The 18,771-nt window shown below is 62.9% G+C and carries 14 protein-coding genes and 1 tRNA gene; 10 read left to right on the forward strand and 5 right to left on the reverse strand.

Annotated features, from left to right (window positions below; genetic code table 11):
• Positions 1–4: 4 nt before the first annotated feature.
• Positions 5–1,345 (forward strand): phosphate regulon sensor histidine kinase PhoR, encoded by a 1,341-nt coding sequence (gene phoR, locus ACIQWO_RS14045; RefSeq protein WP_402824761.1) that lies wholly within the window; start codon positions 5–7, stop codon positions 1,343–1,345.
• A 75-nt stretch (positions 1,346–1,420) separates the two neighbouring features.
• On the opposite strand, the gene ppk1 is transcribed toward phoR, so the two are convergent.
• Complete coding sequence (gene ppk1 / locus ACIQWO_RS14050) at positions 1,421–3,535, reverse strand: polyphosphate kinase 1 (RefSeq protein ID WP_402824764.1); 2,115 nt, start codon at positions 3,533–3,535, stop codon at positions 1,421–1,423.
• Positions 3,536–3,687: 152 nt separating this feature from the next.
• On the opposite strand from ppk1, the gene ppx reads away from it, so the two are divergent.
• A complete protein-coding gene (gene ppx / locus ACIQWO_RS14055; RefSeq protein ID WP_402824767.1) occupies positions 3,688–5,229 on the forward strand; it encodes an exopolyphosphatase in 1,542 nt (513 codons plus the stop codon).
• A gap of 4 nt (positions 5,230–5,233) precedes the next feature.
• Here ppx and ACIQWO_RS14060 read toward each other — a convergent pair whose 3' ends face one another.
• Positions 5,234–5,875, reverse strand: coding sequence for a TetR/AcrR family transcriptional regulator (locus ACIQWO_RS14060; RefSeq protein ID WP_402824770.1), 642 nt, complete (start codon positions 5,873–5,875; stop codon positions 5,234–5,236).
• A gap of 228 nt (positions 5,876–6,103) precedes the next feature.
• Here ACIQWO_RS14060 and ACIQWO_RS14065 point away from each other — a divergent pair, with 228 nt between their 5' ends.
• From ACIQWO_RS14065 to ACIQWO_RS14095, 7 genes are all read left to right on the forward strand, one after another.
• Positions 6,104–7,927, forward strand: a complete 1,824-nt coding sequence (locus ACIQWO_RS14065; protein ID WP_402824773.1) for an ABC transporter ATP-binding protein — start codon at positions 6,104–6,106, stop codon at positions 7,925–7,927.
• Positions 7,928–7,929: 2 nt separating this feature from the next.
• Positions 7,930–9,714 carry an ABC transporter ATP-binding protein gene (locus ACIQWO_RS14070; protein WP_402825384.1) on the forward strand — a complete coding sequence of 595 codons (1,785 nt, stop codon included), beginning with the start codon at positions 7,930–7,932 and terminating at the stop codon, positions 9,712–9,714.
• Positions 9,715–9,725: 11 nt separating this feature from the next.
• Positions 9,726–10,667, forward strand: coding sequence for an ABC transporter permease (locus tag ACIQWO_RS14075; RefSeq protein WP_402824776.1), 942 nt, complete (start codon positions 9,726–9,728; stop codon positions 10,665–10,667).
• The gene (locus tag ACIQWO_RS14080; RefSeq protein WP_402824779.1) at positions 10,664–11,632 is read left to right on the forward strand and encodes an iron chelate uptake ABC transporter family permease subunit; all 969 of its coding nucleotides are present in this window, start codon (positions 10,664–10,666) and stop codon (positions 11,630–11,632) included. Before ACIQWO_RS14075 ends, ACIQWO_RS14080 begins: the two co-directional genes overlap by 4 nt.
• A complete protein-coding gene (locus tag ACIQWO_RS14085) occupies positions 11,629–12,405 on the forward strand; it encodes an ABC transporter ATP-binding protein (protein ID WP_402824782.1) in 777 nt (258 codons plus the stop codon). Before ACIQWO_RS14080 ends, ACIQWO_RS14085 begins: the two co-directional genes overlap by 4 nt.
• The gene (locus ACIQWO_RS14090; protein WP_402824785.1) at positions 12,402–13,409 is read left to right on the forward strand and encodes a siderophore ABC transporter substrate-binding protein; all 1,008 of its coding nucleotides are present in this window, start codon (positions 12,402–12,404) and stop codon (positions 13,407–13,409) included. The genes ACIQWO_RS14085 and ACIQWO_RS14090 overlap by 4 nt, the downstream gene beginning before the upstream one ends.
• A 138-nt stretch (positions 13,410–13,547) precedes the next feature.
• Positions 13,548–15,869 carry a TonB-dependent receptor gene (locus ACIQWO_RS14095; RefSeq protein ID WP_402824788.1) on the forward strand — a complete coding sequence of 774 codons (2,322 nt, stop codon included), beginning with the start codon at positions 13,548–13,550 and terminating at the stop codon, positions 15,867–15,869.
• A gap of 179 nt (positions 15,870–16,048) precedes the next feature.
• Here the strand turns inward: ACIQWO_RS14095 and ACIQWO_RS14100 are convergent, their stop codons facing one another.
• Together ACIQWO_RS14100 and ACIQWO_RS14105 are read right to left on the reverse strand one after the other, a co-directional pair.
• Positions 16,049–16,876 (reverse strand): GNAT family N-acetyltransferase, encoded by an 828-nt coding sequence (locus ACIQWO_RS14100; RefSeq protein ID WP_402824791.1) that lies wholly within the window; start codon positions 16,874–16,876, stop codon positions 16,049–16,051.
• 217 nt (positions 16,877–17,093) lie between these two features.
• Entirely contained in the window at positions 17,094–17,570 is a 477-nt protein-coding gene (locus ACIQWO_RS14105; protein WP_039402684.1) for a histidine phosphatase family protein, read from the reverse strand.
• A 189-nt stretch (positions 17,571–17,759) separates the two neighbouring features.
• On the opposite strand from ACIQWO_RS14105, the gene ACIQWO_RS14110 reads away from it, so the two are divergent.
• Positions 17,760–17,836: transfer RNA gene (locus tag ACIQWO_RS14110), tRNA-Pro, on the forward strand.
• Positions 17,837–17,901: 65 nt separating this feature from the next.
• Here ACIQWO_RS14110 and ACIQWO_RS14115 read toward each other — a convergent pair.
• A complete protein-coding gene (locus tag ACIQWO_RS14115) occupies positions 17,902–18,648 on the reverse strand; it encodes a GntR family transcriptional regulator (protein WP_402824794.1) in 747 nt (248 codons plus the stop codon).
• Positions 18,649–18,771: the final 123 nt, after the last annotated feature.

Genomic DNA, 18,771 nt, shown 5'->3' on the forward strand with positions numbered 1-18,771 from the left:
GTCTATGAATATCATCTGGGCCCGTGCGCTGGCGTTCCTGATCCTGCAAGCGGCCATTTCGGTGGCCGTCGGCTGGCTCTTTGGCGCAAGCGCGGGCTACGTCACCGCAATCGCCCTGCTGGTGATTCAGCTCTTCTTCAACGTCTATCACGCCCAGCGCCTCTGGCGTCTGCTCGATGCCCCGGTCTACGGGGAAGTGCCGAGCGCTCTCGGGTTGTGGGGCGAAATCTATTACCGGCTGCACAAGCTGGCCAAGCGCTGGCATAACCAGGTCAAGCAGGTGGAACAACAGCACGCACGCTTCATTCAGGCGATCCAGGCATCGCCCAACGGCGTGATCATGCTCGACGAGCACAATCAGATCGAGTGGTGCAATGCGATTGCCGAGATGCACTTCGGCATCGACGCCAAGCGCGATCTGCGTCAACAGATCACCCATCTCCTGCGCACCCCGGCCTTTGTGCATTACCTGTCGTCCGAACGCTACGACGAAGCGCTGCTCATGCATCACATGGGCGAGAAGCGCAGCAACGTGCTCTCGATGCAGGTGTTTCCGTACGGCGACAACCGCAAGCTGATCATCTCGCTCGACGTCACCGACCTTGAGCGTACCGACGCGATGCGCCGCGACTTCGTGGCCAACGTCTCACACGAACTGAAGACGCCGCTCACGGTGCTCTCCGGCTTTCTCGAGACGGTGGGCGAACTGCCGCTGTCCCCGGACGAGATCCAGCGGTACGTGGAAATCATGCGTCAGCAGGCCGGTCGCATGCAGAACATCGTGAACGATCTGCTCACGCTGGCGAAGCTCGAAGGCAGCGGCAAGCCGCCGTCGGACGACCGCATCGACATGGGCATGCAGATGCGGTCGCTGCGTGGCGACGCCGAAGGACTGTCGCAAGGTCAGCACGTGATCGAAGTGACGGGGGCCGAAGGCCTCGATCTGCGCGGTGCGGAAGGCGAGTTGCACAGCGCGTTCAGTAACCTCGTGAGCAATGCTGTGCGATATACGCCGCAGGGCGGCAAGATCCGCATCGAATGGGGGGCGACGGACGACGGCGGCGCTCGCTTCACGGTGATCGACTCCGGGCTGGGCATTCCGGCCGAGCACATTCCGCGTCTGACCGAGCGTTTCTATCGTATCGACCGCAGCCGTTCGCGCGATACCGGCGGCACCGGTCTCGGGCTGGCCATCGTCAAGCACGTGCTCACACGCCATCAGGCCGATCTGCGCGTGACGAGCGAGGAAGGGCGCGGCAGTACGTTCGCCATCCATTTCCCGCCGACGCGTGTGGTGCATCGCGCGCCAGTCGATACGCCGTCGGATGTGTCGGTGAATGGTTGACGTGTGACCTGTCGCTGAAATGAAAAAGGGGCTTTGTCAGCCCCTTTTTCAATGGCGAGCGCAAAGCCCGTCGGCTTAGTTACCCGTCTGCACGTGCTGTGCGATCTCCTGCATCAGCACCATCTGGCTGTTGTACGGCGTCTTGCCCGCACGGCGGCGCAGGTAGCTGCCGTCCGGACGCATCAGCCACGACAGTACGTTGTCGCGAAGATGCACCATCAGCCCCTCGCGAATTACGCGGGCCTTCAGGCGCTTGTCGCGCACCGGGAACGCTACTTCCACGCGACGGAAGAAGTTGCGCTCCATCCAGTCGGCGCTGGACAGCATGACGTGTTCGTCGCCGTTCGCATAGAAGTAATAGATGCGATGGTGTTCGAGGAAGCGTCCGACAATCGAGCGTACGGTGATGTTCTCGGACAACCCCTTCACACCGGCGCGCAGCGAACACACACCACGCACGATCAGATCGATCTTCACGCCTGCACGAGACGCCTTGTAAAGCTCGGCGATGATGGTCGGTTCCAGCAACGCGTTCATCTTCGCGATGATGCGTGCCTTCTTGCCTGCAGCGGCTGCTTCCGTCTCGCGACGGATCGCTTCGAGCAAATGCGTGTGCATGGTGAACGGTGATTGCCAGAGTCCGTTCAGCTGCGTTTGACGGCCGATGCCGGTCAGTTGCTGGAAGACGACGTGCACGTCGGCGCACAGCGCTTCGTCAGCCGTCATCAGACCGAAGTCCGTGTACAGACGCGCGGTACGCGGGTGATAGTTGCCGGTCCCGAGGTGGACGTAGCGCTTGAGGAACGTCTTCTTGCCCTGACGCGTGCGACGCACCACGAGCAGCATCTTCGCGTGGCACTTGTGGCCGACCACGCCGTAGACGACGTGCGCGCCCACCGCTTCGAGCCGTGCGGCCCAGTTGATGTTCGTCTCTTCGTCGAAGCGCGCCAGCAGTTCCACGACGACCGTCACTTCCTTGCCGTTGCGGGCCGCTTCCATGAGCGCGTCCATCAGCGACGATTCGTTGCCGGTGCGATAGATCGTCTGCTTGATGGCGACCACGTCGGGATCGCGTGCGGCTTGCAGCAGCAGTTCGAGCACGGGCTGGAAGCTGTCGTACGGATGATGCAGCAGCAGATCGCCCTGATCGATGAGATCGAACATGGCGGGCGAGCTGCTCATGCGCTTGGGCAGGGCAGGCACGAACGGCACGAACTTCAGATCCGGGCGGTCGACCATCTCGGGTAGCGGCATCAGCCGCACGAGATTGACGGGGCCCTTCACGCGGTAGCAATCCGAATCGGCCAGCCCGCATTCCGTCTGAAGACGGCGCACGAGGCGGGCAGGGGCGCCAGCGTCGACTTCAAGGCGAACGGCGTCGCCGAGGTGACGGGCCGGGAGTTCGCCCTGAAGCGCGGTGCGCAGGTTGGTAATTTCGTCTTCGTCGACGAACAGGTCGCTGTTACGCGTGACCCGGAACTGGTGGCAGCCTTTGGCGGTAAGGCCCGGGAACAGTTCGCTGGCGAAGCGCAGCATGAGCGAGCTGAGCAGCACGAAGCTGTTGGGCAGCGGAGCGAGCGCGGGCGGCATCGGCACGAGACGCGGCAAGGCGCGCGGGGCCTGGACGATGGCGAGCTCGGCGTCGCGACCGAAGGCGTCCTTGCCTTCGAGTTCGACGGCGAAGTTCAGGCTCTTATTCAGTACACGCGGGAACGGGTGGGCCGGGTCCAGTCCGATGGGCGTGAGCACCGGCACGAGTTCACGCATGAAGTAGTCGCGGGCCCATTCGACCTGCGCATCGTTCCACTGGCCGGACGGGTGGAACGCGACGCCTTCGGCTTCGAGCAGGGGCAGGATGCTGTCGAACATGGCGTACTGCTTTTCGACGAGTGCCTGTGCCCGGGCGCAGACTTGCGTGTAAACTTGCTGAAACGTCATGCCGTCCGGCGTGAGCATGCCCGGATTCTCGCGCATCTGCTCCTTCAGTCCGGCGACGCGGATTTCGAAGAATTCATCCAGATTGCTACTCACGATACAGACAAAGCGCAGGCGCTCGAGCAGTGGCGTGGCCGGATCGGCCGCCTGGGCAAGCACGCGTTCGTTGAACGCGAGAATGCCCAGCTCTCGGTTGAGCAGCGGGTAATTCATATTGAACGTGCGAAAGACATGGGATTGGCGTGAATTCTTCATCCGTATTGTTACAGTTATATGACATTCACATTTGTCAACGACGTGTCATATTCGATTTGTAACTTATTCGTCATTTTTTTGTCGAGTGCTCGTCATGCTTTTAAAGTTAAGCATCGAACATTACGACATCCTTCGCTCAGGCGCACCCCCACATGAGTACCCCATCGCCCTTGTTAGCGGCCGTCGATCTCGGCTCGAACAGTTTTCGCCTGATCATCGGCCGCGTGGAGGAGACTTCCGCCGGCACCCAGATCTATCAGGTCGATGCGCTGCGCGAGCCGGTGCGACTCGCCGCTGGCCTGAACGCTGAAAAGTATCTCGATCACCCGTCGCAGCAACGCGGCTGGGACGTGCTCAAGCGCTTTGGCGAGCGCCTGCGGGGTTTTCATCCCGATCAGGTGCGTGCGGTTGCCACCAACACGTTGCGCGTCGCCAAGAACGCGCAGGACTTTCTGGGCGAAGCGCAGCGCGCGCTCGGATTCCCCATCGAAGTGATTGCCGGACGCGAAGAAGCGCGTCTGATCTACGCGGGCGCGGCGCACTCGGTGCCGACGTGCCCGGGCAATCGTCTCGTGGTGGATATTGGCGGTGGCTCGACCGAATTCATCATCGGCCAGGATTACGAGCCGCTGATTATGGAGAGTCTCTATATCGGTTGTGTGAGCCACAGCCGTCAGTTCTTCCCCAGCGGCAACGTCGACGAGTATGCGATGAAGCAGGCCGAACTGGCCGCTCGTCGCGAAATCCAGATCATTTCGTCGGCTTTCCGCGAAGCTGGCTGGTCGCAGGCCATCGGATCGTCGGGCACGGCGCGGGCGCTGGCCGAGTTGCTCGAAGCCAATGGCTTTAACGACGGCGGTGTGCATGGCCTCACGCGGGGCGGTCTCGAACGGCTCAAACGCGCGCTGATCAAGGCCGAGAACGCCAACCGTCTCAAGCTGGCGGGCCTCAAGCAGGATCGCATTCCGGTGCTGCCGGGCGGCCTGTCCATCATGCTGTCCGTTTTCAACGAACTCGAAGTCGACCATATGGAGACGACGGACGCCGCGCTGCGTCTGGGCGTGATGTACGACTTGCTGGGCCGTACGCAGCATCAGGACATGCGCGCCGTGACCGTCGAGCAGTTCGTGCGCCGTTACGGCGTGGACCGTGCGCAGGCGGAGCGGGTGGGGCGTCTGGCCGTGTCGCTGTATCGTCAGTTGCCGGTCGATTTCGATGTCGTCGATGACGACGCGTCCGATGATGCGCAGGACGAAGGCCGGGAGGAAGGCGAAGCGCTGCTCAACTGGGCGTCGTCGCTGCACGAGATGGGGCTGTCGATCTCGCACAGCGCCTATCACAAGCATTCGGCCTACATCGGCAGCAACGCCGACATGCCCGGCTTCTCCCGCCCGGATCAGGCGCGGCTCGCCGAGCTGCTGCTGGGGCACGTCGGCAAGCTGGGCAAGCTGGCCTCGCAGGCGCAGCAGGTCGACTGGCAGTTGCTGTTCTGCCTGCGTCTCGCGGTGCTGTTCTGTCGCCGCCGTACCGATGCGCTGCCGGAGAGTATCGATGTCGAGCGTCTCGACGACGGTTTCCAGGTTTCTGTGCCGCGCGCGTGGATCGAGTCCAATCCGCTGACCGATTACAGCCTGCAACGCGAAGCGCAGGAGTGGGAGAAGATCGGGATGCGTTACAAGGTGGTCTACGCCTGAGCGGTCAAGCGGACGGGGGCGCTGCCGCGCAAAGGTGCGTCCCGTCGTCCATCATGGCCAGCACGCCGACGATCAGCGCCTGGATGCCCTGGTCCAGTTCTATCTCCATTTCCGCCTCTTCTGCCGCTCGCTCGGCACCGACCACCGGCTCTTGCCCGGCGACCGAGTACACCGTATCGGCGACCGCCATGCAGTGAAACGCCACGGTCGCCAGCAACCATCTCGCCTGTTCCGTTGAAATGCCGTAAGCCTCGGCGATGTGTCGCTGGTGCCCGACGATCTTCGCGATCATCGGCTCCGTCGCAGCCAGTCGGCGAATGACGTAGGGCGTCACGCCGGGATGCGCTTTCACGAAGTCGCGCACCGACGTCGCAAACACGACGAGGTATTCCTTCAGTCCTTCCCGTGGTCCACCGGAAGACTGCGGAATCTGCCACCGGCTGAAGATTTCCGCCGCGACCATCCGCTTGAGCTCGCTCAGACTCGGCACGTGCTTGTAAAGCGCCATATGGCTGACGCCGAGCGCCGTCGCCACCCCGACGAACGTAATGTTCGGCAATCCGATTTCAATACCGGCGTCGGCAATCCGCTCTCGGGTGATGGTGCGGGGACGTCCCCGCGTGGCGGGCTGCGCTGGCGATTTCATGTCTGCTCCAGGGGATATGGCGGCGGCTAGCCGTCACTTTACCCCGTTCCCATGTTTTAGTTTAGGGGGTGCAACTAATTCCCGATTTAGTTTATAGTGATGCAATTAATTCTCGTCTGCATTTAGAAAAGTGCGACGAGCGGGGTGGCGTGTGGCATGGCAGGACGGGCAAGCGAGGGTCGACGACCCGATGCATCGGCCCTTTTGCGTATTCGGATGTCTTCTTTGATGAGTACTACTAACAAGGCGGTAGAGGAAGCGAAAGCGCCAGGTCCGCTTCGTCAGGTGTTGGCCCCGATTCGCGGTCGCCTGATCGCCGCTGCCATGCTGGCGGCGCTTGGCAGCATGCTGACGCTGGTGCCGCTGGCCGGGATTGCGCATATTGCCGGGATCGTGCTCGACGCCGTGGGGCGAGCAGGCGGTTCGATGTCCTCGACCGCGACGATGCGCACTGACATCGCGTGGACGGTAGTCGTCAGCCTCGCGAGCGTGTTCGTCGGTATGGCATTGATCTCGGCGGGTGAGCTGACCGCGCATCTGGCTGACAACCGTCTCACGCTGGACCTGCGCATGTCGGCCGCACAGCGGCTGTCTCAGGTGCCGCTGGGCTGGTTCACTGACCGTGCGGCGGGCGAGGTCAAGCAGGCGATGCAAGACGACGTCGCCACACTGCACAGCCTGAGCGCGCACTTCTACCCGTCGGTCGGCCGCGCTGCGGGCGCGATTCTGATTTCGGTTGTCTACCTGTTCGCGATGGACTGGCGCATGGCCATCGTCGCGCTGCTGCCATTCCCCGGGTTTTTCGTGTTCCTGCGCCACGCCATGAAGGCGGGCGGCGCGAACATGCAGGATTTCGTGACGCGGCTTGGACGCATCAATAGCGCCACCGTCGAGTTCGTGAACGGCATTCCCATCCTCAAGGCGTTCGGGACGTCGGGTCGGGCGCACGACAGTTATCGCGACGCCGTCGACGGTTTCGCCGAGGCGTTCGTGCGCTTCACCCGCCCGCTCGTTTCAGCCATGTCCCACGCGCACGCGATGATTGCGCCGGTAACGGTGCTTGGCGTGGTGCTGGCCTTCGGTGCGTTGTTCGTGAGCGTCGGCTGGATGACGCCGGTGGAGGTGTTGCCGTTCGCGCTGGTTGCGCCGGGCATCTGCGCGCCGCTGCTGCTGTTGCACACGCTGTTGCACGATCTGGGCAGTGCCACGGGCGCGGCGCAGCGCGTATCGGCGTTGCTGAAAACGCCTGTGCTGGAACCGTACGCCGGACAACCGCAATTTCCCGGACATCACGAAGTGCGCTTCGAGAACGTCGGCTATGCCTATGGCGATGGATATGAAGCGCTGTCGAACATCGATCTGACGCTGGCTCCCGGTACGGTCACGGCAGTCGTCGGCCCCTCCGGATCGGGCAAATCGACGCTCGCCCGCACGTTGCTGCGCTTCTTCGATCCGTCTCAGGGACGCGTGACGCTCGGCGGTGTCGATCTGCGCCAGATCCCGACGTCTCATCTCTATCGCAGCATCGGTTTCGTGTTGCAGGACGTCCGCCTGATTCGGGCGAGCGTGAGCGAGAACATCGCGCTGGGCCGACCGTCCGCGAGCCGTCAGGAGATCGAGGATGCCGCGCGGGCCGCCAGCATCCACGAGCGCATTCTGACGCTGCCACGTGGCTACGATTCGGTCGTAGGCGTCGATGCGCAACTCTCGGGCGGCGAAGCGCAGCGGGTGAGCATCGCGCGCGCCGTGCTGCTCGACGCTCCCGTACTGGTGCTCGACGAAGCCACGGCGGCGGTCGACGCGGGGCACGAAATCGGGATCCAGAGCGCACTGTCGCGCATGGTGAAGGGACGCACGGTGATGGTCATCGCTCACCGGCTCGATACGGTGATGCACGCCGATCGCATCGTCGTGCTCGAAGGCGGCGTGATCACGGAGCAGGGCACGCATGCGCAACTGCTGGCGCGTCGCGGCAGTTACGCGCGATTGTGGGAGAAGGGCGGTTACGAAGCGCTTCCCGGGGCGGATGTTTCGGAGGTCGCATCGTGCTGAACATGCTGAAGACCTTTGTCCAGTTGCTGGGGGATGATGTCGGCCTCTTGCGTCGCTATGTGCGGATGACCGTCGTCTATGGCGTGCTATGCGGCCTGACGATCACCACACTCGTCCCCGTCCTCACTCACTTGTTGCTCGGTGAAGTGCAATTAGTCGCCCCGTGGCTCGCGGCACTGCTGATCGGACTCGTCGTCTGCTGGATCTTGCGCAGGTACGTGGAGCGCGCGGGCGTTCGCGTGGGCGTTGCGATCTTGCAGGGCGCGCGTCACCGGCTTGGCGACCACGTGGCGGGCTTGCCCGTCGGATGGTTTACGGCGGCGCATACGGCGCGTCTGAGTCACATCGTCACGCAGGGCATGATGTCCGTCGCGCAGTTGCCAGCGCATGTGTTCACCCCGGTCATCGCGGGCGTGGTCACGCCGCTGGTGCTCATCGTGGCGCTGTTCGCGCTGCACTGGCCACTCGGGCTGATTGCACTGGTTTCGCTGCCGTTGCTGGCCGGAGTGCTTGCCCTTTCCGCCAAACTCTCGCGTGCTGCGGACGAGGCTTTCCAACAGCGCTTTGCCGACGCAAGTCAGCGCGTGGTCGAGTTCGCACAGGCACAGTCGGTGCTGCGCGCCTTCAACGGCAGGGGTGGCGCGATGCGTCTGCTGGAGCAATCGCTGGAGCAGCAACGTCAATCGGCGTCGAAGTTGATCTGGTTGTCGACGAGCGCGGCGGTGCTTAACGCGTGGGCCGTCCACGCGGTGTTTGCTGCCATGCTGATCGCGGCGGCGCTTTGGGCGAACGACGCGCTGCAAGGCGGCGTGCAGACGGTTGCAGTCATCGCGCTCATCGTCTCGTTGCTGCTGGTCAGCCGCTTCATTGATTCACTGCTGGAAGTGGCGGGTTACAGCGAAGTGCTGAGCAGCGCTCGCGGTCAGCTCGACGCCATCCGTAAGCTCTTCGCCGTCGAACCGTTGCCCGTTCCCGCAGCGTCACAGGCATTGCAAGCGCCGCGCGATAGCGCCATCGATCTGCACGAGGTGCGTTTCCGCTACGCGCCGGACGAGTCCGATGTGCTGCGCGGCGTCACATTGCGCATCGAACCGGGCAGCATGACGGCACTGATCGGTGAGTCCGGCTCCGGCAAAAGCACGTTGACGCGGCTGGTTGCGCGCTTCTTCGACGTGTCGCACGGCAGCGTGCAGATCGGTGGCGTGGACGTGCGGCAGATGTCCGGCGCACAACTGGCGGGACAGATCAGTCAGATCTTCCAGGAGACCTATCTCTTTGCAGGCAGCATCGCCGAGAACATCCGCATTGGTAAGCCGGAGGCCAGCGATGCCGAGGTGATGGACGCCGCGCGTGAGGCCGGTGTCATGGAGATCGTCGAACGCCTGCCGCAAGGGCTGAACGCGCCGGTTGGCGAGGGCGGGGCGCGGCTGTCGGGCGGCGAGCGTCAGCGTATCGCCATCGCGCGTGCGCTGATCAAGGATGCGCCGATCCTGCTGGTGGACGAAGCCACAGCCGCACTCGACGCGGAAAACCAGACCGTGATCGCCGAGGCGCTGGCGCGTCTGCGCGGACGCTGCACGCTGGTGGTGATTGCGCATCAGCTGTCGACGGTTGCGATGGCTGACAAGATCGTCGTGCTGGAGGCAGGCGAGATTGTCGAGGCGGGCACCCCGGCGCAGTTGCTCGCGCGTGACGGCCGCTACGCCGCATTCCTGAATCAGCGCCGTGTGGCCAAGGGCTGGAGAATGGGGCAGAAGGCGTCCGGCGCATCGGGTGGAGTGCACTGACGATGCGTGGGATGCATGCGGGACTTTTCGGCGTGTTCGCCGCGCTGTGTGTTGCTTCGCTGTTCGTCGGCGCGCAGCAAGTGGCGTGGTCGGACGTGCTCGGGCTATCCGGCGACGCCTGGCTGACGCTGACGGCGAGCCGTCTGCCGAGACTGGCGGCGCTGGTGCTTACCGGGGCCGGGCTGGCGGTGTGTGGCGTGATTCTTCAGCACATCGTGCGCAACCGGTTCGTCGAGCCAGCCACCACGGGCGGGCTTGACGCCGCCAAGCTGGGCATTCTCGTCGCGATGACGGCCGTGCCTGCTGCGGGCACGCTCAGTCGCATGCTGTTCGCGATGGTGTTCTGTCTGGCGTCGAGTCTCGTCTTCGTCGCCATCGTGCGACGCATTCCGTTCAAGAGCGCGATGCTGGTGCCGGTGATCGGTCTGATGTACGGCGGCGTGCTGAGCGCTGTCGCCGAGTTCTACGCCTATCGCCACAACATCCTGCAAAGCATGCAGGGCTGGCTGCTCGGTGACTTCTCCAAGATCGTTCAGGGGCACTACGAGATCGTCTATCTGATCCTGCCGATCGTCGTGCTGACCTATCTGTACGCCCATCGCTTCACCGTGCTGGGCATGGGCGAGGGGATGGCGATGAGCCTCGGGCTGAACTACCGCGCTACGGTGACGCTCGGGCTAGTTCTCGTCGCAGTGACGGTGTCGGCCACGACGATTACCGTGGGCGCGATTCCTTTCGTGGGGCTGGTCGTTCCCAATCTCGTCGCGCTGTATTACGGCGATCACCTTGGCCGCACGCTGCCGGTGGTCGCGCTGGGTGGCGCGACGTTGCTGCTTGCCTGCGACATTCTCGGACGTGTGCTGATCTACCCGTTCGAAGTCCCGGTAGGACTGAGCGCGGGCTGCGTGGGTGGCGTGCTGTTCCTGATGCTGATCGTCAGGAGGCAGCGATGAAGCGCATGGCAATCCGGCATGCAGTCTGGATCGGGGTGACGGCGTTGGCGCTGACGTTCCTGTTCTATCGCTCCGGCTTCGACTTCGATTACGTGGTGCCTAAACGCTTCGGCCGTCTGGTGGCGATGCTGATCGGCGGTGTCTGCGTCGCGTGGTCGTCCATCGTCTTTCAGACGCTCACCGGCAACCGGATTCTGACGCCCGCGATCATGGGATACGAGGCCGTCTATCTGCTCCTGCAATCGCTGTTGATTCTGGCGATGGGCACGAAGAGCCTTGTCGTGCTGGGCGCGAACGGCAACTTCCTGCTGTCGGTGGTGTTGATGCTCGGCTACTCGTGGGCGGTGCATCGCTGGTTGTTCCGCAAGGGTGGCGACAGTCGCGACGGCAGAAGCAACGTGTACTTCCTGCTGCTGTTGGGGCTAGTCCTGACGATGGTGATCGGCACGTTCACTCAGTTTGTGCAGCTCAAGGTCAGCCCGGGCGAGTTCTCGGTGCTGCTGGGCCTGAGTCAGGCGTCGTTCGGCAAGGCGGCGTTCGGGCAACTGATCGTGTCGACAGTACTCGTGGTGGTTGTCTGTCTTGCGGGTCTCAAGGCCGTGCCGACACTCGACGTCCTCTCGCTTGGCCGAGAGCAGGCGGTGTCCCTCGGCGTCGACTACGAGCGCACCGTGCGGGTTCATCTCGCGCTCGTCGCCGTGCTGGTGGCCGTGTCGACCGCGTTGCTCGGGCCGACCGCCTTCATGGGCATCTTCGTCGCCAACATCGCTTATGCGCTCACGGGCACGTTCAGGCACCGCGTCACGCTGCCGATGGGGTGTGTCGTCGCCATCGGCCTCTTTTTGCTGGCGCAACTCGCGGTCGAGCACGTCTTTAACTACCGAACCACCGTCGGCATTCTGGTCAACCTCGTCTGCGGCGTCTGGTTCCTCATGCTGATGGTGCGCGCACGAGGCAACGCATGATTACCGTCGACAACCTCTCGAAAACCTACGGCGAGCGCACCGTGCTGTCCGATGTCAGCGTGCAGTTTCCCGCAGGGCAAGTGACGTCGCTCATCGGCCCCAACGGGGCGGGCAAGACCACGTTGCTCATGACCATCGCACGGCTGTTGTCGCCCACGCGGGGCGACATTCTGATCGATGGCGTGAAGACGTCCGACATTCGCATCGGCGATTACGCCAAACGAGTCGCGACGCTGCGCCAGTCGCCGGACTTCAATTTGCGTCTGACGGTGGATGAACTGGTCGCCTTCGGCCGTTTCCCCTACAGCCGGGGCGTGCTGACGGACGAGGATCATCGAGCCATCGACGACGCCATCGCGTTTCTCACGCTCGCGCCGATTCGCAGCGCTTATCTCGACGAACTCAGCGGCGGGCAGCGTCAGATGGCATTTCTGGCGATGACGATTGCGCAGCAGACCCCGTGTCTGTTGCTCGACGAACCGCTGAACAACCTCGACATCCGGCACGCCGTGCAGATCATGCGCGCGTTGCGTCGTCTGTGCGACGAGAAGGGACGCACCGTGATTCTGGTCGTGCACGACATCAACTTCGCGGCCAACTACTCCGACCACATCGTCGCGATGAAAGGGGGCGCGGTGCATTGCGCCGGGCCTGTGGCAGAGATTGTGACCGAGGACCGGTTGCGAGCGCTGTACGGACTGGACTTCGAAATCACACGCGGAACACGGGGATACATGTGCAACTACTTCAATCCATCGGGAGAACTGGAATGATGGCCAATCGAAAGCGCCGGGCAAGCGCGCTCGCTTTGTTGTTCGCCGCGACCATCGCGGTGCAGGGATGCGGGGAAAAGGCGGGCGGATCGACGGCGGCCGCAGACGGGTCTGCCGCAGCATCGCAGGCTGCGCAGCAGGCCTACACGCCGGTGACGGTGCATCACAAGCTGGGGACGACCGTGATCGAGAAGCGCCCGCAGCGCGTGGTGGCGCTCGACATGAACGAGGTCGACTTCCTCGATCAACTGGACGTGCCTGTCGCCGGTATGCCGAAGGACTTCGTCCCGCGCTTTCTGTCACGTTACAAGGACGATCCACAGGTGCTGGACACGGGGGCCATCGTCCAGCCGAACCTTGAGCAGGTGCATGCCGCTAAGCCGGACCTGATCCTCATCACGCCGCTGCATGCGAGTCATTACAAGGAACTGAGCGAGATCGCGCCGACGATTCATTTCGACGTCGACTACCGGGATAGTCACGTCGAACACATCGAGGTAATCAAGGAGCATCTCATCACGCTCGGACGGATTTTCGAGAAGGAAGACCTCGCACGTCGCAAGGCCGACGAGCTGGACGCGAAAGTCGATGCGCTCCGACAGGTGACGCAGAACCGCCCCGAGCGGGCATTGATCGTGTTGCATAACAACGGCGCGTTCAGCGTCTTCGGCGTGCAGTCGCGTTACGGATTCGTGTTCCGCGATCTCGGCGTGAAGCCCGCGACCGCGACGGACGAGACCGGCCTCCACGGTCAGCCGATTTCCAGCGAATTCATCCAGCAAGCCAACCCCGACATCATCTATGTGGTCGATCGCACGGCCGTGATGGAGCGTCGGCCGGTGCTCAACGCGGACACCCTCGCTAACCCTCTGCTGAAGCAGACGAACGCGTGGAAGCACGCGCGCGTGATCTTCGCCGACCCGGATGCCTGGTACACGACCGCCGCGAGCGTGAGTTCGATCTCGCTCGTCATCGACGACATCCTCAAGGGCTATCGGAACTGAACGGTTCGAGGCGCCGTGCGCGCTCGTCGGGCATTCGTTCATGAATGATTCTCATTCTTTTTATTTCTTCGTTTCTTGTCTTGGTGCAGGGGCACGGGGGTGCCTCTGCGTCCAGCCGTCTACCGAAAGGAGCATTACATGACCCAGCGTCGTGCCGACCCACTTGCCGCGCGTTTTGAGCGGCGCTCAGCGGTTTCGTCCGCGTCTTCGTCTACGCCATCATCGACGCTTGCCGCGGCGTCGCGCCGTGGGCCGCGCTCGGCGCGTCGTGCGCTATGGCTCGGGCTGGTGTTCGGCGTGCTAGACGTCACAGCGCTGCCCGTGATGGCGCAGGCGGTCGAGGCCGAGGTGCGCACGCGTGAAGAGGTGTCGTCCGAGGCGCCTAAGCCATCCACGTCCACGCATGGGCAAGAAGTCGCCCTCCCGGCGGTGAACGTCAAGGCTGACGCGATTCTGGCCCCCTATGCGGGCGATCAGGTGGCGACAGGCTCGCGTGTCGGGTTCCTCGGCGAGAAGGACTTCATGGAGACGCCGTTCTCCACCATCTCCTATACGGAGAAGTACATCGAAGACCTTCAGGCCAAGGACATCAGCGAAGTGATCTCGAAAACGGACCCGTCGGTCTTCACCAGCGGGATTCCGGGGGAGAGCAACGAGAGCTATTCGATTCGCGGATTGCCATCCAATGTGGGTGACGTGACGATCAACGGTCTGGCGGGCATGGCCGCCTACTACCGCAACTCGCCGGAGATGTTCGAGCGCGTGGAAGTGCTCAAGGGACCGTCGGCGTTGCTTAACGGCATGCCGCCGAAGGGATCGGCGGGCGGTGCGATCAACCTCGTGACCAAACGCGCAGGCAGCGACCCGCTCGCGCGGCTGACGGCGACGTACATGTCCAACTCGCAATTCGGCGGGCATATCGATCTGGGTCGTCGGTTTGGCGAGAACCAGCAGTTCGGCATCCGCTTCAATGGCGTTTATCGCGACGGTGAGACGTCGGTGAAACAGCAGGACAAAGAGGTGGGGCTGGCGGCGCTCGGGCTGGATTGGCGCGGCTCGCGAGTGCGCTTGTCCGCCGATCTGTACCAGAGCAAGGACCACGCGAACGGGCTGACGCGGGGCATGACGCTCGCGCCGGGCGTGGCGGTGCCCGCGCCGCCGAAGCCGGACATCTCGTGGAACCCGCCGTGGGCGTACTACAACAGCAGCGACAAAGGCGCGATGGTGCGTGGCGAGTTCGATGTGACCGACAAGCTGATGGCTTATGCCACGGCGGGGATCAGCAAGACGGAATTCGATTCCAACATGGGGCCGGGGCAGATCTTCAATCAGGCCGGGGACTTCCGTATCAACTTCAGCGGGGTATCGGATCGGGTGCTGCGCAAGTCGGTAGAGGCCGGGGTGACCGGGCGCGCAACGACCGGGTTCATCGATCACCAGTTCTCGGTCAATGCGACTTACTACAACGAGGACTACGACCTCAACGGCTTCCGGAATACGCTGTCGCGCGACTGGATCACGAACATCTACAACCCGGTCTGGGGACCGGACCCGGGGCGTCCCGCCAACATCCCGGCGATCAGCAACACGCAGACGCGACTGAGTAGCTTCGGGCTGGCCGACACGTTGTCGTTCGCGAAGGGGCGCGTTCAACTGACGCTCGGTGTGCGACGTCAGAGCGTGGTCAACGACAGCTTCAACAGCATGACCGGGGCACGCATCGGTTCGCGTTACGACGAGAGTGCTACGTCGCCTGCCGTCGCGATTCTGGTCAGAGCGACGCAGCAGGTCTCGCTCTACGCCAACTACATCGAAGGGTTGAGTCAGGGCGCGATGGCGCCGAACACGGCAACGAACGCTGGCGAGGTCTTTGCGCCGTACAAGACCAAGCAGAAGGAGGCGGGCGTGAAACTCGATCTCGGCGACTTTACCCACACGGTCAGCGTCTACGAGATTACGCGTCCGAACAGCTATACCGATCCCGTCACCAACGTCTTCTCGTTCGGTGGCGAGCAGCGCAACCGTGGTGTGGAATGGGGATTCTTCGGCTCGCCGATTAACGGCGTTCGTCTGATGGGCGGTGTGGCCTATTCGGATGCCGAAGTGACGAAGGCGGCGGTCGCGAGCGATCAGGGCAAGCAGGCTACGGGGTTGCCGAAGTGGCAGGGCAAGCTCGGCGCGGAGTGGGATATCCCGTGGGGGCCGGGCTTCACGCTCACGGGCAATGCGACGACGGCGTCCAAGCAGTACATCAGCTCGGACAACTCGCTGTCGATTCCGGGGCGTACGGTGTTCGACGTGGGGGCGCGTTACGCCACGAAGGTCACAGGCCGGGCGGTGACCGTGCGTGCTGCCGTGACCAACGTGACCAACAAAGCCTATTGGGCGAAGCCGTACTTCACGACGCTGGCGTTGGGTGCACCTCGCACGTTCATGTTGTCGGCGTCGATGGACTTCTGACGATAGGTCCGTCGGGATAGCACTTTCGACGTCTGAAATGAAAAACGCGCAGCGATGAGCTGCGCGCTTGTCGTTCTGGCGGCATCGGTGTTTGTCTTGCTAACCGACGCCGGAGAACTGCTACCAGAACGTTGTCATCCCGAGACGGGAGATTTCAGTGGGGGGGAGATCGTTGCCGGTCAGGCTTGTTGGAGTTTGCTGACGAGTTCCGGTCCGAGGAAGTGACGCGCGTAACGCGGGTTCATGTCGGACAGGCGGAACAGCGTGAGAAAGTCTGCGGTGTTGAAGTCAGGATCCCAGGCCGGTGCGCCGCAGATGCGGGCGCCGAGGCGCAGGTAGCCTTTGACGAGGGCGGGCGGCTCGACGTCGAGGGTCGATTGCAGCTCGTCCACCGGCAGGGCGATACGGGGTACGGCGTGGTACTCGGCCGGGGCCATCGAGGTGTCTTGCAGCTTGCGATAGAGGCTGGCGGCATAGTGACCGCCGTCGGCCATCGGCACGCTGGCGCAGCCGAGCATCGTCTCGAGGCCGTTGCGCAGCATGTACTCGGCCAGACCGCTCCACAGCGCCATGATGACGGCACCGTTGCGGTAGTCCTTGTGCACGCACGAGCGGCCGGTTTCGAGCATCTTCGGGCGCAGGTGATCCAGGCGGGAGAGATCGAACTCTCCTTCGGAGTACAGACGGCCGAGGCGTTTGGCTTGCGAGGGGGGCAATACGCGATAGGTGCCGACGACCTTGAGCGAATCCTGATCGCGCACGATCAGGTGGTCGCAATATTGGTCGTATTCGTCGACGTCGAGGCCTGCGGGACCCTTGACCGACGCGCCCATTTCTTCGGCGAAGACCTGATATCTCAGGTGCTGCGCTTCACGAAGCTCGCTTTCGTCGCGTGCCCACGCCACAGCCAGATTCGGTTTGACAGGCGTTTCAGGGCGAGGAAGACGCCTCCGCGACGTAGGGGTCAGCGAAGAGAGCGGCATAGTGGGGTTCGGCAGGTCGCGCATAAAAGCCCTTTTTGTGACGGTCGCGTTGCGACGTACTTTAAAAAGCATCAATGTCGATTCCGTGAACGGTAGGCGACAATTCTATGACAAAACGTCCGTTGTCATGAGTCAGGTTCCCTAACCGACGCCTTACATCGTCCGATTCACGGGCATTTCCGGGCATTGAGGGACAAGAGAGGGCGATTTCGTCGCCCGTCGATAAATGTCAAATCAAGCGTCAGATGAGGTCGGGATTGACCACAGCACGGACAACAACCTGGCTCTCGTCTTCACGACGACGGGAGGCGAGCCACCAGATGCCGCCTTTCTTGATGGTCCAGTAGGCTTCCTGGCCGCTCAGCAGGAGTGCGGCGAGCTGGCCGAGGGCGGGTTGATGGCCGACGAGCACGATGGTCTGCGCGGTGCCGGGCCAGTCGATGGCGCCGAGCAGCGTGACGGCGTTTGCGCCGGGCGCGAGGTCGCGCACGATGCGCGGGGTGGGCGAGAGTGCCTGAGCGGTCTGGACGGCGCGTACGGCCGGGCTGGTGAGGATAAGGGCGTCGTCGGGCAGGCGGGGGCGGAGCCACTGGGCGGCCTTTTCGGCCTGTTTGCGACCCCGGTCGGTGAGTTCGCGGGCGAGATCGGCTTGAGCGCTGAGCGCGAGGGAGGCGGGCAGGTTTTCGGCGTCGGCGTGACGCCAGAGAATCAGGTTCATCGACACGGGTTCTGACATGGTGAACCTCCCACTATGGCGGGTTTTCGTGGCGGCCGCGTGACTGTCATCGGCGCGATGATTGCGTAATGATTGTGCAGCCGATATCGGGAAAATGCCCAGAAGACGCCGAAAGTCTGCGCGGAGATTTGACGTGGCGCAAGGAATCCTCTAATATGCGTCCTCTTTCGTCGGAGCGTAGCGCAGCCTGGTAGCGCATCTGATTTGGGATCAGAGGGTCGTAGGTTCGAATCCTATCGCTCCGACCAGCAGGACAGAAGGAATAAGGGGTTAGCTTCGGCTAACCCCTTTTTTCTTTTGGTGACGCATCACGTTAATCCGCAATCGGATGCAACGGCAGCGGTTCGCTAAACGACGTAGGGGCGACGCGCCGACGACGAAGCGACGCCAGGTGAGCCCCCATTGCGCTCGCAGCCGCCTGAGCGTCGCCAGCCGCAATGGCTTCGAGCACTGCCGTGTGTTCGTCCTGTGTGTGCGTGAGATCGCCCGGGGCGAGCAAGCGAAGCTTCCAAAGCCGCGCCGATCGCTCGTGCAACGAACGCATGATTTCCGTCAACGCGCTGTTCCCGGCCGCTTCGGCAATGATCGCGTGGAAATCGTGATCGATCTGCATGAACCGGTCGCGGTCATCCGCTCGACTCAAGTCTCGCGACGCTTCTATTAGCTCCCGCATCCGGCTCAACTGCGCCTCTGTGCGTCGCTGCGCAGCCAAGGCCGCAACATTGGCTTCCACCGCCCATCTCGCTTCGAGCAAATCCAGTATCTCGTCCATCGACTCGCGACGAATCTGAAGCCCCTTGCGCGGGATTATGTCGATCAGTCCCTCAAGCTTCAACCGCTGGATCGCGTGATGCACGGGAGAGCGGCTGAAGCCGATCAGCTCGCAAATCATCAGTTCGTTAAAAAACTGGCCTGGACCGAACTCCAGCGAAAGAATGCGCCGCTTGATCTCGACGTACGCCTGTTCCGCGAGTGACGCGCCCTTAGCGATCCGTCGAAGTGGTGACGGCGTCGGGACTGCGTTCGGTGCTTCGAGATCGATAGGACTCGGCTTGGGCATTTCTGACGGTATCTCCTTCCGCAACTTCTGCATCTTATGCATGTTCAGCATCCTCACGCGGTTTCACGCCACCCGGGCGTGCATCGTGTGGTGCGGGTGTGGGGGGCTCATCACTGAGCATCG

Source organism: Pandoraea sp. NPDC090278 (genome assembly GCF_044772185.1).
Classification (GTDB): domain Bacteria; phylum Pseudomonadota; class Gammaproteobacteria; order Burkholderiales; family Burkholderiaceae; genus Pandoraea.